The sequence below is a fragment of the Kitasatospora sp. NPDC056327 genome (assembly GCF_042261735.1).
Lineage (GTDB): Bacteria > Actinomycetota > Actinomycetes > Streptomycetales > Streptomycetaceae > Kitasatospora.
In genome coordinates this window covers 1-13342 of sequence record NZ_JBHJRC010000231.1, presented here as the reverse complement: position 1 = coordinate 13342, position 13342 = coordinate 1, and the positions used below count along the sequence as shown (strand labels likewise).

At 75.9% G+C, this 13342-nt stretch carries 10 protein-coding genes; 6 read left to right on the top strand and 4 right to left on the bottom strand.

The window, feature by feature from the left end; translation table 11 throughout:
• Nucleotides 1-221 precede the first annotated feature (221 nt).
• Nucleotides 222-1022 (top strand): siderophore-interacting protein, encoded by an 801-nt coding sequence (locus ACFCX4_RS27055; protein WP_376147504.1) that lies wholly within the window; start codon nt 222-224, stop codon nt 1020-1022.
• Between the two features lie 304 nt (nt 1023-1326).
• Here the strand turns inward: ACFCX4_RS27055 and ACFCX4_RS27050 are convergent, their stop codons facing one another.
• The 3 genes from ACFCX4_RS27050 to ACFCX4_RS27040 form a co-directional block, all read right to left on the bottom strand.
• Nucleotides 1327-1767: a hypothetical protein gene (locus ACFCX4_RS27050; RefSeq protein WP_376147501.1), complete on the bottom strand. Its 441-nt coding sequence runs from the start codon at nt 1765-1767 to the stop codon at nt 1327-1329.
• 200 nt (nt 1768-1967) lie between these two features.
• Nucleotides 1968-2633, bottom strand: coding sequence for an RES family NAD+ phosphorylase (locus tag ACFCX4_RS27045; protein WP_376147498.1), 666 nt, complete (start codon nt 2631-2633; stop codon nt 1968-1970).
• A gap of 4 nt (nt 2634-2637) precedes the next feature.
• Nucleotides 2638-3369 (bottom strand): DUF3168 domain-containing protein, encoded by a 732-nt coding sequence (locus tag ACFCX4_RS27040; RefSeq protein WP_376147495.1) that lies wholly within the window; start codon nt 3367-3369, stop codon nt 2638-2640.
• A 310-nt stretch (nt 3370-3679) separates the two neighbouring features.
• On the opposite strand from ACFCX4_RS27040, the gene ACFCX4_RS27035 reads away from it, so the two are divergent.
• Genes ACFCX4_RS27035 through ACFCX4_RS27015 form a run of 5 tightly spaced genes read left to right on the top strand, consistent with a single transcriptional unit; the run spans nt 3680 to nt 12281 of the window.
• Nucleotides 3680-5206 carry a hypothetical protein gene (locus tag ACFCX4_RS27035; protein WP_376147492.1) on the top strand — a complete coding sequence of 509 codons (1527 nt, stop codon included), beginning with the start codon at nt 3680-3682 and terminating at the stop codon, nt 5204-5206.
• The gene (locus tag ACFCX4_RS27030; protein WP_376147489.1) at nt 5196-7463 is read left to right on the top strand and encodes an AAA family ATPase; all 2268 of its coding nucleotides are present in this window, start codon (nt 5196-5198) and stop codon (nt 7461-7463) included. Before ACFCX4_RS27035 ends, ACFCX4_RS27030 begins: the two co-directional genes overlap by 11 nt.
• Nucleotides 7451-8164, top strand: coding sequence for a 4Fe-4S cluster-binding domain-containing protein (locus ACFCX4_RS27025; RefSeq protein WP_376147486.1), 714 nt, complete (start codon nt 7451-7453; stop codon nt 8162-8164). Before ACFCX4_RS27030 ends, ACFCX4_RS27025 begins: the two co-directional genes overlap by 13 nt.
• Complete coding sequence (locus tag ACFCX4_RS27020; protein ID WP_376147483.1) at nt 8152-8781, top strand: FHA domain-containing protein; 630 nt, start codon at nt 8152-8154, stop codon at nt 8779-8781. The genes ACFCX4_RS27025 and ACFCX4_RS27020 overlap by 13 nt, the downstream gene beginning before the upstream one ends.
• Before the next feature lie 29 nt (nt 8782-8810).
• Nucleotides 8811-12281 (top strand): hypothetical protein, encoded by a 3471-nt coding sequence (locus ACFCX4_RS27015; RefSeq protein WP_376147480.1) that lies wholly within the window; start codon nt 8811-8813, stop codon nt 12279-12281.
• 449 nt (nt 12282-12730) lie between these two features.
• On the opposite strand, the gene ACFCX4_RS27010 is transcribed toward ACFCX4_RS27015, so the two are convergent.
• Entirely contained in the window at nt 12731-13000 is a 270-nt protein-coding gene (locus tag ACFCX4_RS27010) for a hypothetical protein (protein ID WP_376147478.1), read from the bottom strand.
• Nucleotides 13001-13342: the final 342 nt, after the last annotated feature.

Sequence of the window (13342 nt, the reverse complement as noted above, 5' to 3'; positions counted from 1 at the left end):
GCGGGAAGTCGGCGGGTCCGACTTCCCGCTCCGGCGTGCCCGGATCCGCCCGCCCCGACACCCTGCCCGCGCCCCGCCGGGCCTCCGGGGCCGTCCACCCCCGCCGTCGTGCGGGGGCGAACACCGTCTCAGATAGGTTAGCCTTACCTAAATTCAGGTGAGAGGAGACGGCCCTGACCAGCACCACCGCCCCCGCGCGCTTCCTGCTTTTCCCGCTCCAGGTGCTCCGGGCGTCCCGGGTCACCCCGCACATGGCCCGCATCACCCTCGGCGGGACCGGCCTCGCGGAGTTCGTGAACGGCGGCCTCGACCAGCGGGTGAAACTCCTGCTCCCCCTCCCCGGGCAGGGCGAACCCCTCATGCCCGAGGGCGAGGAGGAGTTCAGCTGGTACCAGAACTGGCGCTCCATGGACCCCGCCGTCCGCCCCGTGCTGCGCACCTACACCGTGCGGGCGCAGCGGCGCGACCCCGACGAGATCGACATCGACATCGCCGTCCAGGGCGACCACGGCCCCGGCTCCCGCTGGGCCATGACGGCGGCGCCGGGCGACCGCGTCATCGTCTGCGGGCCGGCGGTCGAGGACGCCGGCGGCGTCGAGTTCCAGCTGCCCGGGAACGCGGACTGGGTGCTGCTCGCCGGGGACGAGTCCACCCTGCCCGCCGTCGCCGCGATCCTCGACGAACTGCCGGAGAGCCTGCCGGTCAAGGTGTTCGCCGAGGTCGAGGGGCCGGAGGAGCACGCCTACCTGCCCACCGGCCGGCCGGGCACCGACATCACCTGGCTGCACCGCGGCGCCCCGGGCGTGCCCGCCCTCCCCGACGCCCTCCGCGCCGCCGACCTGCCGTCCGGCACGCCGTACGCGTGGATCGCAGGCGAGGCCGCGGACGTCCGCGAGCTGCGCCGCCACCTGGTCCGCGAGCGAGGCTACGACCGGCGCGCCGTCTGCTTCATGGGCTACTGGCGCCTCGGCCGCACCGAGGACCAGCGCGCGGACGAGCCCGTCGAGACCAACGAGGACTGAGCGTCCCCCGCGCGGTGCGGAGCGTCCCCCGCGCGGTGCGGAGCGGCGCGGAGTGGTGCGGAGCGAGGGGCGGGACGGCCGTGGTCGCCACGGTCGTCCCACCCTCGGCCCGGTGTTTTGCAAAGTCAGCACTTTGCAAAGTGCCGCGCCGGGCGCCTGATCCCGTTCTGACCTGGGAGAACGTGCGCGAACTTTGCAAAGTTCGCTGTTTGCAAAGTTTCCGCCGCGCCCGGGGCCGCGCTGTGCCGCGCCGCCCCGACGCCGAGGCGGGCAGGTGGCGGGCCTTCCCGTCCGCGCCCCCGTGCTAGTGCCAGCTGCCGAAGATGCCCAGGACCGAGCGCTCGATGTAGTACTGGCGGGCGGGTGAGAGGGTGCCGGCGCTGAGCTTCAGGTAGTAGCCGTCCGCCGCCACGATGGAGACGCCGGTCTGGAACGGCCCACCCCCGAGCGAGACCCACCCGCTGAGGGTGCCGTTGGGGGTGCGCAACCTCGTCCACACGTTCCGGTCGGTGCCGATGCCGAAGACCTGCGTGCTCCCGTCCGGGAAGTCGTGGTGCTGGGGCTTGCCGATCCCGTAGTTGCAGAGGAACGAGCCGCCGAAGACGGGGTCCGTCCCGACGCCGTTGATGCAGGTGAAGCCCGGGGACGGGTAGGCCTGGGCGGTTCCGGCCGTGGCGACGGCGCTCGTCAGGACGATGCCCGCCGTCATCGCGAGGGCGGTGACGGCCTTCCTGATCTTCTTCATCTCTACTCCCTCGGAGTGTGGGAGGATCCGCCCCGCCGGTGCGCGGGACGGCCTGCGCACCACCCTCCGAGCGCACATGACGGCACGTCAATTGCCTTCCGCGGCAATGGAACGGCCGCCGATCGATCCGTTCCCCATCGGACATCCCGCCGCCGCCCGAAAGGGATGCCACCCGGCCGCACTCCCCGGTACCGGTCCCCCTAGCGCCGCGGGGGTTCGATGCGGGTGCGGGCCGGAGCGAGGATGAGGTTGAGGAGCTCGGCCCCGTCGGCGGAGTCCAGGGGGACCGACGGCGGGCCGGCCGGTTTGACCAGCGTCGTGGCCGGGTCGCGGTCGTAGAGGATGCAGGAGCTGCTCCCCAGGTCCCGCTTGGACGGCCAGTGCAGGCCGAGGGCCCACGGCGCCTGGCCCCGGATCCACGCCGCCCAGCGACGGGTGCGCGGGTAGGCGTCGGGGCCGGAGTGGAGCAGCCACTCGTCCTGGTGGACGGCCGCGAGCTGGTCGAGCGTCAGCAGGCCGACGAGCGGGATGTCGCAGGTGGTCACGATCCGCGACAGCACCTTGCCCCGGACCGCGGCGCGCCGGATGCGGCGCCGGCCGCGCTCGTCGAAGGGCACGCCCCGGACCAGCGTCTCCATCACCGCCGTGCGCTCGGAGAGTCCGGCGTACAGGTACGGCAGGTGCGCGCCGTCGCCCTGGTAGGAGCAGAACCGGCCGCCCTCGTAGTGGGTGTCGGAGGGGTTCGGGTTGAACGCGGTGGCCGGGTAGGCGGCGTTGTGCACGCGGTGCAGGACGGTGCCGGCGGGCAGCACCTCGCGGTGCGGCTCGGCCCGCACGGACGGGGCGGGGACCTTCACGTCGGGCATCGGGTCACCACTCCGCGATCTCGGCGTGGGCGGCGGGGAGCAGCGTGTGCTCGCCGTCGGTGCCCAGCAGTCGGGCGGGGACGGCGTCCAGCCAGGCGTTGGCACCCAGCCACCAGTCCGCCACGCCCCAGGGGTCGTCGTCGGCGTCGAGCAGGCGGTTGACGGCGACCACCGCGGGCAGCGGGCGGCCCGAGACGCCGTCGAACTGGAACGACGGCAGTACCACGGTGCCCTGGCGGTCCGTCAGGCGGATGAGGTCGGGATTGTCGGGGTCCTGCCCGCCCGCCCGGTAGTCGGCGGCGCTGACGGAGGCCGCGGCGAGCAGCCAGCCGTCGGGGTCCTCGTCGCCGGGGGGCCCGTCGTCATCGGGGTCCCGGTCGTCATCGAGGGCACCGCCGTCGGCGGCACCGCCGAAACGCGGCTCGGGGGCGAGCGCTTGCCGGAGCAGGTCGAGGATCCCGGTGCGGAAGTCCTCCGCCGCCGCCCGTTCGGGCGCCGCCAGGGCCGCGGCGTCGCCCCCCGAGAAGCGGTTCGAGTCGTCGAACAGCTCACGGACCGCGTGCCCGTCGGGCAGTTGGGCGCGCAGCAGCCGGATGATCTTGCGGGTGATGCGCCCCGGATCGGTGGTCGGGTCCTCGGTGATCGCCCGCAGCCTCGTCCGGGCCGGTTCGTCGAGGAGCTCCCAGATCTCGGCCCAGTGCGCGCGCAGCACGGCCAGCACGTCCTCCGGCGTCATCGTCCCTCACCCCCGCCCGTCCGTCCGGCGCCCGTCGGTCGTGCGCAAGGGTAGCGCGCCGGGGCGGCCCGCGGGCCGTGATCCCGGATTCGCAAAGGCGGAACGCCCCGCACCGATCTGCGGCATGATGGGCGCTCAGCAGCACCTTCGGGGGGCGGTGCCGGTTCGCGCGCGGTCGAGGAAGACGTCGGAACGTCCCGTCACGACCCGCACCGGCCTCGGCGGCGCGCGCGGGGTGTGCGGGTGTCCGGACCGGTGCCACGCTCCCGGGCCGTGCCGCAGGTCACGACTCGCGCTCGGAAGGCGGCCGGTGAGCAGTTCCGCGGGATACGGATGGTCCTATGTCGACCGGGAGGCCGAGCGCCGCCGGCAGTTGCGCGCCCGGCTGGCCGCCGAGGCCCAACGGGCCGAGAACCTCCGCCGGGCCGAGGAGCGGCGGAGGGCGGAGGAGCAGCGTGCGGAGCGGCAGTCCGAACTGCGGGCCCGGCTCGGTGAGCTGAACGAGCGGACCCGGGCGCTGCGCGGCGAGGCCCGGCAGATGCGGCGCACCTACCGCACGGCCCGGGTCACCGTGGAGACGGTCACCGTCGGGGCGGGGGCGGACGAAGCGGAGCTGACGAGGGCGATCGAACGGGCGAGGAAGGCGAACGACCGCGCGGCCGGGCAACTGGCCGAGGCGGTGCGGGAGGTCTGGTCGGCGGTGCTGCCGGAGGCGGTGGCTGAGCCGGAGCGCCCCGCCGCGCGCACCGGGACCGGGGCCGAACGCCGGGCGGCCGCCAGGGCCGATGCCGACGCGGCGGCTGCCGGCCGCGCGGCGGCGGCCGAGGCGGCCGGGCACGAACTGGCCGAACGGACCGGGCGGGTGCGCGCCGGTGCGCTCGCCGAGGCGCAGGCGATCCTCGACCGCGACGTGCCGCGGTGCGACCCGGCCGACCTCGAACGGGTCGCGGGCCTGGTGCGCGCGCTGAAGGCGGCCGGCACCGTCTCCGACGTGCGGACGACGCTCACCGACCTCGCCGCGTTCGTCCAGCACTCGGTGCAGCGCCGGACCCGGGAGGAGGAGCGGGCCGAACTGCGCGCCTCCCTGGTGGAACTGGCCCGCGACGCCGCGCCGGACGAGCGGACCCGGCTGGTCGCCGACCTCACCGCCGCCGAGGACCCGGCCTTCCTGCGGCCCGCCGTCGAGGCCGCGGTGGCCCGGGCGGACGCGCGGCGCAACCGGGTGCCGGTCGCGGCGGCGCTCGCCGAGGTGCTGCGTGGGCGCGACTACCTGGTGGGCGAGGACTTCGAGGACCTGCTCGCCGCCGACGGCGAGGTCGTGGTGCCGTTCGGCGACCCGGGGCCGGACCCCGGTTCGGAAGCCGGTTCCCGAGCCGGTTCCGGCTCCGCGGTCGGTGGGCCGGCAGCCGGGTCGGTGGCAGGGCCGGCTGCCGGGTCGGTGGACGGGTCGCCCGTTGGGGAACCGCCCGCCGCCGGGTACGGGCTGCGGCTGGTGCTGTCACCGGACCGGGCCTCCCTGTCCACGGCCGTGGTCCGCCGCGACGACGCCGGGACGGGTGACGCGTGGCAGGACGAGGAGCAGGACGAGGCCGTCCAGCAGTGGTTCTGCGACGAGCAGCTCCCCGCGATTGAGGAGGGCGTCCGGCAGCAGGGCGTCCGGCTGGAGCGGACGTCCGCGATGCCGCCCGGCGCGCTGGCGGCGGGGCTCGTCCCGGGCGGGTCGTGGCCGCAGCCGCCGGCCGCCGCCGTGCCGCGCCGCCGCGGCAACCGGCGCGACGCCGGGGCCGCCGCGCCCGCCGCCGCCCGCAGGCCGCAGGAGCGCCGTCATGAGCGCTGATCGCACAGGCGGCGGGGCGGGCGGTCCGGTGCGGGCGGACCTGCGCAAGGAGGCCGGAGCGGCCCCCGGCGGCGGTTCGGCCGGCCGGGACGGAGGGAACGGAGGGGGCCGTTCGGCCGGGGGCGACGGCGACCGCCGCCCCGCCACGCCGAGCTGGATCCGCGAGCTGGACATGGCGCTCACCGTCTACCCGCAGGTGCTGCTCACCGGCAACGTCCGCGACCAGTACCTGCTGCCCGACGACCACGCCGCCGGCAGCAGTGCGACGCTCGCGCCGTACTCCCTCACCGGGGTGATCGAGTCGGTCTGCACGGCCCGCGGCTACGGCGCGCTCGCCTTCGTCGACCAGGTCAACGACCGGATCACCCTGCTGCGGCTGAGCGCGACCCCGGACCAGGTCCCCGAGGTGATTCGGGAGTTCGCCGCGCGCGACGAGAAGTGGCGGCGCGGTGGCGGCCGTCCGGACGGCGGTAACCCAGACGGGGACGACGACGAGCCGGAGCTGCTGGACCGCCTGCGCGACGCGATGGTCGGCGTCGTCCAGCACCCCGGACCGCCGATCGCGCTGGTCGTCCCGTACGCCGGCCGGCTCGGCTCGCCGCAGGCGCCCGTCGCCGGGGAGGCCGCCCGACTGTTCGCCGCCGCCGAGGAGTTGGGCCACACCGCTCGCCCGGTGCAGGGCGCGACGGCGGTCACGCCGTACAACACGGTGTTCTGGATGGTGGAACGGCAGGAGGAGCTGCCGATGGAGTTCGCGGTCGGCAGCCGCGCCGTGCGGGTGATCAACGTGCCGCAGCCGCCGCACGACCAGCGGCTGGCCGCCGCCCGGCACGTGGTCGGCGGACTGGCCCGCTACCAGGCGGCGACCGGCGGGCCCGCCCTCACCGGGGCCGAGACCGCGACGGCCACCAGGGCGCTCGCCGACTCCTCGCACGGGATGGGCAGTTCGGAGGTCATGGCGATCGGCCGGATGGCCCTCGACCGGGGCCTGCCGGTGCAGCGGCTGGACGAGGCCGCCCGCCTGTACCGGATCGGCGTGCTCGACAACCCCTGGGCGACCGCCGCGCTGCGCGAACGCATCACCGCGGGTGAGGAGTTCCTCAACGGCAAGGTGATCGGGCAACCGCACGCCGTGCGCCGCACCCTGGAGATCTTCATGCGTTCGGCGGCCGGGCTGAACGGCGCGCAGGCGTCCAGCTCGCCCAGCCGTCCGCGCGGCACGCTCTTCCTGTCCGGCCCGACCGGCGTCGGCAAGACCGAACTCGCCAAGGGCGTCGCCGAGATGATCCTCGGCAAGGACGCCCGGCCGATCCGCTTCGACATGAGCGAGTTCGCCGAGGAGCACGCCCGGGACCGGCTGATCGGCGCCCCGCCGGGCTTCGTCGGCCACGACGCGGGCGGCGAACTCACCAACGCCGTACGGGCGAACCCGATGAGCGTGCTGCTCTTCGACGAGATCGACAAGGCCAACCCGCGGCTGTTCGACCTCTTCCTGCAGATCCTGGAGGACGGCCGGCTCACCGACGGGCGCGGCGCGACCGTCTACTTCACCGAGTGCGTGCTGATCTTCACCTCCAACCTCGGCATCACCGCCCCCGTGGTGGGCGAGGCACCGAGGGCGCGCCCCTCCGACAGCGGCGGTGCCGCAGCGGGTGGTGCCCCGGCGGGTGGTGCGGCACCGGGCGGCCCGGCACCGGGTGGCGCCGAGCCGGCCTTCGTCCCGGCCGCCGCCGACGCGTCCGCCGACGCGTCCGCCGACGCGTCCGCCGACGCGTCCGGCGGGGCGGTGCCCCGGGCCGTCCGGCCCGTGCTCAACCGTCACGACGATCCGGTGCTGGTCCGCCAGGCCCTGCGCGAGGCCTTCGACAGGTTCTTCAACGACCAGATCAGGCGCCCCGAGCTGCGCAACCGCTTCGGCGACAACTTCATCCCGATGGACTTCATGCAGGAGAAGTGGGTGCCGCGGATCCTCGACAAGGCGATCGCCTCGGTGGCGTCCCGGGTCCTGGAGGTGCACGGTGCCGAACTCACCCTCGCCGACGACGCCTGGGAGGTGCTGCGGGTCGAGGCCACCCGGCGGCTCGACCACGGCGGCCGCGGCGTGCTGACCGCCGTCGAGTCGGCGCTGGTCAACCCGCTGGCCAAGGAGGTCTTCCGGAACCCGCCCCGGCGCGGTGAGCGGATCGAGGTCGTCGCGGTCGAGGGCGACGGGGACGGCGAGGGCTACCGGCTGGAGGTCGAACGGTGGCGGGGCTGAACACCGGCGCGTCCGCCGCCGTGGCCCCGTCCGTGGCCCCGTCCTCCCCGGTGCGGGTCGCCCAGGTCCACCGCCCGGTGACCTCGCTCGGGCCCGGCCGACGGCTCGGAGTCTGGTTCCAGGGGTGCACGCTGGCCTGCCCCGGCTGCATGTCCCGGCACACCTGGGACGGCACCGGCGGACGGGAGCTGAGCATCGAACGGTTCGCCGCGTTGTGGCGGAGGGCGCTCGCCGACGGCCTCGACGGCCTCACCGTCAGCGGCGGCGAACCGCTGGAGCAGCCGGCCGCGCTCGGCGCGCTGCTCGCCGCCGCCGACGAGGAGCGCCGCCGGGCCGGTGCCACGGCCGACCTGCTGGTCTACACCGGCTGGGAACCGGAGGAACTGGCCGCCGACCCGGCCACCGCCGCCGCGCTGGACGGCGCCGACGCGGTGATCACCGGCCGCTACCGGGCCGGGGAACCCACCCGTCTGGCCTGGCGCGGCTCGGCGAACCAGCGGCTGGAGACCCGTACGGCGCTCGGCCGCGAGCGGTACGCGCCCTTCCTGGAACACCGGCCGGAGCGGCCCGAACTCCAGGTGCACGTGAGCGAGGGCGAGGTCCGGGTGATCGGGGTGCCGCGCCCCGGGGACCTGGGCCGGATCGAACGGGACCTGGTACGGCGCGGCGTGACCCTTCGGGAGACCTCGTGGCGACCGTGATCTACCGCTGCCCGGTGGGGGCACCGGGGGAGTGTCCGACCTCCGCCACCCGGGGGTACTGCCAGGTGCACATGTTCCAGCAACTGGAGCGCCACGACCCGGCCGAGGACACGCCGCCGCAGGACGCCCCGCCGCAGGACGCCCCGGCAGCCGGCGGGGCGGCCCCGGCCGGCGAGCCCGAGGCGGCGATCCGCCCGGCGGGCCGGCGGCCGGAGCAGCGTCGGCCCGAACCGTCGCAACCGTCGCAGCGGTCGCGGAAGCCGCAGCCGGCCGGGCCGCCGACCGTCCGGCTGGCGCTGGTCATCGCCGGCGTGATGGTGCCCGTCAGGGGCGAACACCGGAGCGCGGGCGGCGGACTGGCCATCGGCCGCGACGAACCCGACTGCACCCCGGTCCCCGGACTCGCCGGTCTCGACCAGCTCTCCCGGCACCACGCGCGGCTGCGCTGGATCGACGGCGCGCTGCACGTCGAGGACCTGGGCTCGACGAACGGCACGTTCGTCGACGGCCGCCGGATCACCGGCCCGACCCGGATCGCACCGGGGCAGCGGCTGCGGTTCGCGCTGGACGTGGACGTCCAGGTGATCGAGATCGACGAGTTCGGTGCTCCCCGGTGAGCGGGGGCGGCGAGAAGGAGAACGGCGCGATGGCCGACACACCGTCGGAGCCCGGCCCGCCCACCCGCAAGCAGGGGCGAGGGCGGGCCCTGGGCCAGGCCCAAGCCAAGGGCCAGGGCCAGAGCCGGCCCCAGGGGCAGGCACAGGGGAAGCAGCGGGAAACCGGGCAGGACGGCCCGCCCGCCGCCGCAAGCCCCCGCACCCGCGTGCAGCGTGGTGGCGGCAGCAGCGGTGGCGGCCGGACCCCCGACGGCGCTGCCCCCGGCGATGCCTCCGGCGTCGCGGGCGGAGCCGGGAGTCCGCGTACCCGCGTCCAGCAGCCGCGCCCCACCGGCCCGGTGGCTCCCGCCCCCGGCGGAAGCGCTCCCGGTGGTGCCGTCCCCGGCGGTGCTGTCCCCGGCGGTGCTGTCCCCGGCCCGCGCACCCGGGTGCAGCGGCCGGGCGGTCCCGTCCCGGAGGCCGCGGGCCGCCGCGGCGCACCCACCCGCGTCCAGCGGCCGGGCGGCCCCGCCCCGTCCGGCGGCCCGGCCGCGGCCTCCGGACCGACCCCGGCGGCCGACCCGGTCGCCGACGCGGCCGGTGCCTTCCCCGCCGCCCTCACCGACCGCTACCACCCCGTCGGGCCGGTCGGCTCCGGCAGCGAGGGCACCGTCTGGCACGTCCGCCGGGCCGACGGCGGCGGCGACGCGGCCGTGAAGGTCGGCAACCCCGGTGTGCAGGCCGACACCGACCTCCTCGCCCACCTCGCCGGTGACCCCGCCTTCCGCCGTCACGTCCCCGAAATCCTCGGCCACGGCCGGGTCGAGCACGCGGGTGCGCTCCGCGACTGGATGGCGATGGAGTACCTTCCCGTCACCCTCGCCGACCACGTCGCCGGGCTGCGCGACCGGGGCCGCCTCGGCCGGCCCGGCGAGAGCGAGCGGATCATCCGCGAACTCGTCGACCTGCTGGCCTTCTGGCAGCAGACGATCGCCCGCAACCCGGTCGACTTCAAGCCCGCCAACATCCTGGTCCGCCCGGCCGGCAAGGGCGGCCGGGCCGCCGCCCAGTTCGTGGTGGCGGACTTCGGCGGGGTCGCCAAGCTCACCGCCAGCCGACGGTTCTCCGCCGACATGCAGGTCACCGTCGCCTACATGGCGCCGGAACAGCTCGCGGGACACAACCACCCGGCCGGTCCGTGGTGGGCGCTCGGCACCATCCTGTTCGAGGTGTTCTCCGGCGCGAGCCGCTACCGGCGCGCGGACGGCGCGCTGATCAGTGACGAGGCCCTGCAGATCCGCCTGGTGATGGACTCCGAGGTGGACGTCTCCGCGGTCGCCGACGAGCGCCGGCGGCTGCTGCTCCAGGGGCTGTTCACCAAGGACCCGGCCGACCGCTGGACGGCCGGCCAGGTGCGTGAGTGGCTGAACGGCGGGAGCCCGGAGGTGGTCCGCAGCCGGGTGGCCGCCGTGCCGCCGCCCGAGCCCGCGCCCAGCGGACCGGCGCACCGTCCGATCGCGTTCCGCGGCCAGGACTTCCACGAGCCGGCCGCGCTCGCCGGGGTGATGCTCGGACGGTCGGCGGACGCGGCGGCCTGGCTGCTGAGCGGTGGGGCGCGGCGGCTGCGCGACTGGCTCCGGGACGAGGTGAAGGACACCGTCCTCGACCTGCACTACCTCAAGGACGCCGAACGCGGCACCCCGGCCGAGAAGTCCGCGGCGGCCTCCCGCGCGGTCCTGGCGCTCGGCGCCGCCTTCGCGCCGGAGGCGGTCCCGCACGTGCGGGACCGCCGGGTGGACGCGGCCGGGCTGGCGCAGCTGGTAGGGCAGCCGGACGGGCCCGCCTTCGTCGACGAGCTGGTCGCCGCGGGGCTGCCCGCGCTCGCCGCGCGCTTCCGTTGCGGACACGCCGCCTGCCCGGAGCGGGCCTGCGCCCGACTGCTGGGGCTGGGCGAACTGACGGCGGTGCTGAACGCGGTCGAGCGCGAGGCACGCACCCTGGGCAGTCGCGAGGGCAACCGCAACGGCGAGGGGAACCGTAGTGGCGAGGGCAACCGCAGCGGGGACGGCGACCGCAGCGGCGGCAACGCCGACGGCCGCCTCACCGCCGCCGAGCGCAAGGCCGCCCGGCGCTGGGTGCTCCTGCTGACCGTGCAGCCGGCCGAGCAGCGGCGCGCCGTCGTCCGGCGGCTCGCCGTGCTGCCGGGCCCGCTGGGCGCACTGCCCGCCCCCGCCCACGCGGCGGTCGCCGCCGTCGGGGACGGGGCGGCCGCGGTGGCGGCGCGGGTGCGCGGCGGCGGGCGGGAACGGTTCCGCCGCAACTGGTCGGAGCTGCGCCGCCGGGCCCTGGGCGCGGATCCGGCGACGGCCGCCGGCCGGGGCGTGCTCGCCGCGGCGGCGGTGCTCCAGGTGCGCAGCGTGCGCGCCGGGAGCGCGCGCAGCGGCCGCGACCGGGCGGCGCGCAAGGCGGACGCGAGCGCCTGGTGGAGCGGCGCGCGGAGCGCGTTGCCCCGGCGCGCGGTGGCGGCGGTGCTGCTGTTCGTCGCGCTCGCCATCACGCTCTGGGCGGGTGCTGTCGGACGCATCGCCATCGACGCGGGGGCGAACGTGCAGATCCTGCCCGACGGCCCGTTCGGCGGCCCGCTGCGGACAGCGGGGGAGAACGCGGCGCGGGAGACGGTCGGCCGGCTCGGCGCGGCCCTGGTGGCGGCCGTCGTGGTGGCCGGCTTCCCGGCCCGGGTGGGGCGGCGGATGCTGCTGCTCGCCGTCGCGGCCTCCTGCACGATCGGCTACCTGCGGCTCGGGCCGCCGATGACGGTGCTCGTGCCGCCGCAGGCGCTGGCCGACCGGGTGGTCATGTTCGAGGGCGGGCTGGCCTCGTGGGCGGGCGCGGGCGCGGTCGCGGCGGTCGTGCTCGCGCTGGCCCTCAACGACCGCTCGGCCCGCTGGCTGCTCGCCCCGGCTCAGCAGGCGACGGACCGGGCGGCGGGCGACCGCCGCCGGCTCGCCGCCCGCCGCCGGGCCCGTGCGGGCGGGACGGGCGCCGCGGGGCGCCCGCGGACGGGGGGCCGGGGCCTGTGGGACCGGCTGCTGTTCTGGCTCGGCGGGACGCTGGTGCTGACCCTGGTGCTGTGGGCGGCGGTCGAGGTCCGGCTGGCGGTCGCCGACCGCGGGAACCACCCGACCCCGCAGTCCTGGGGCACCGGTCAGGTCGGTGCCGCCTACCAGGCCGACTACCTGCTGCTCCTGGCCTTCCTCGGGTTCCTCGCCGCAGTCGCCGTCCCCCGGACCGCGCGCCGCCTCCTCCTCGGCTTCGGCCTCGCCACTGCGGTGCTGGGCGCCTGGCCGCCCCCGGTCGGCCCGCTGGAGGCCCTCCGCATCCCGGTCCTGGGCGCCTGGTTCCGCCCGCTCGCCGCCTTCTGGGGCCACACCGCCTTCTGGGCCGCCCTCCTGGTCGTCCTCCCGCTCGCCTGCTACCTCGGCGTCTGGACCACCCGCCGGGCCACGCAGGCCGCCGAGTAGCCGCCGACCGGCGGACGGGCCCGGCTTCCCCGGCAGCGTCCCGCAGAGCCGCCCACGCCGCCGGTGCATACGGGGGTGCGGGGACAACGGGCGCAACGGGCACAACGGGGACACGGGTTCTGCGCTTCGGTGCAGAACTATGTAGACCGGTCTACTGATCCTGGCAAAAATAAGTAGACCGGTCGACATATTTTTTCGCTCGGAGAAGCACAAAAGCCCGGCCGTGCGCAGGAAGTCGGACCCGCCGACTTCCTGCGCCCACAAATATGCAGACCGGTCTACAGATTGCGGCCCGGCCCAGACCGTCCCCCACTCCGCAGGCGCCTTCGTGGCCCCGGAGCGGGGCTCCCGGCCTCCGGTCCGGCATGGCTGGGTCCCTTGTGGTTCGCGCGATCAGGAGGGTGGTGGCGCCGGGCCGTCGGCGAGCGTTCACGGCCACCCCCCGGCGTTCAGTCCTCCGGCCTCAGGCGCTCGCGGGCCGCTGCGAGCCGATCGCCGTAGTCGGACGCGAAGAGCTCCGGAAGTGCGCTGTCCAGTGTTCCGGCGATCCTGTGGATCGGCGCCCACACCGCCGGATCGTCGACCGTCCGCCTGAGATCCGTCATCTGCAGGCGCTCCACCCAGTGGGACAGTACAAGCGCCTCGTCGCCCGTGAGCCTGATCGTCACGTCCTCGTCCGCCACGCGCACCCCTTTCCGATCACAGTCGGAGAACAACATCCGAACCTACCCGTCCCGCTTGACCGGACGCACAGCGGCACCCACGTGACCGGTCGTCGCTCCGGGGAGGCGAGGTGGACGCTCGTGCGCGGCCGAGACTTCGGCTGCGGCCATCGTCCCGCCGCACCGAGCAGCCCTCACCCGCCGCGTTCGCCGTCGACCGCTGCTCCGGTGGACCGCCCTGGCCCGCCCGGCAGACGCTTCCCGGAGGACACGGAGCGGGGCTGCGGAAACTGCCATCCGGCCCTGCAAAGATAAGTGGACCGGTCTACATATTTTCCATCCACCACATCGGTGCCGAGACAGACGGGCCCGCGCAGGAAGTCGGTGAGCCCGACTTCT

Excerpts from the sequence above, each read along its gene's own strand:
- ACFCX4_RS27045 (WP_376147498.1), bottom strand. The coding sequence starts at position 2,633 with ATGCCCGACGTGAAGGTCCCCGCCCCGTCCGTGCGGGCCGAGCCGCAC.
- ACFCX4_RS27015 (WP_376147480.1), top strand. The coding sequence starts at position 8,811 with ATGGCCGACACACCGTCGGAGCCCGGCCCGCCCACCCGCAAGCAGGGG.
- ACFCX4_RS27010 (WP_376147478.1), bottom strand. The coding sequence starts at position 13,000 with ATGTTGTTCTCCGACTGTGATCGGAAAGGGGTGCGCGTGGCGGACGAG.
- ACFCX4_RS27040 (WP_376147495.1), bottom strand. The coding sequence starts at position 3,369 with ATGACGCCGGAGGACGTGCTGGCCGTGCTGCGCGCGCACTGGGCCGAG.
- ACFCX4_RS27050 (WP_376147501.1), bottom strand. The coding sequence starts at position 1,767 with ATGAAGAAGATCAGGAAGGCCGTCACCGCCCTCGCGATGACGGCGGGC.
- ACFCX4_RS27030 (WP_376147489.1), top strand. The coding sequence starts at position 5,196 with ATGAGCGCTGATCGCACAGGCGGCGGGGCGGGCGGTCCGGTGCGGGCG.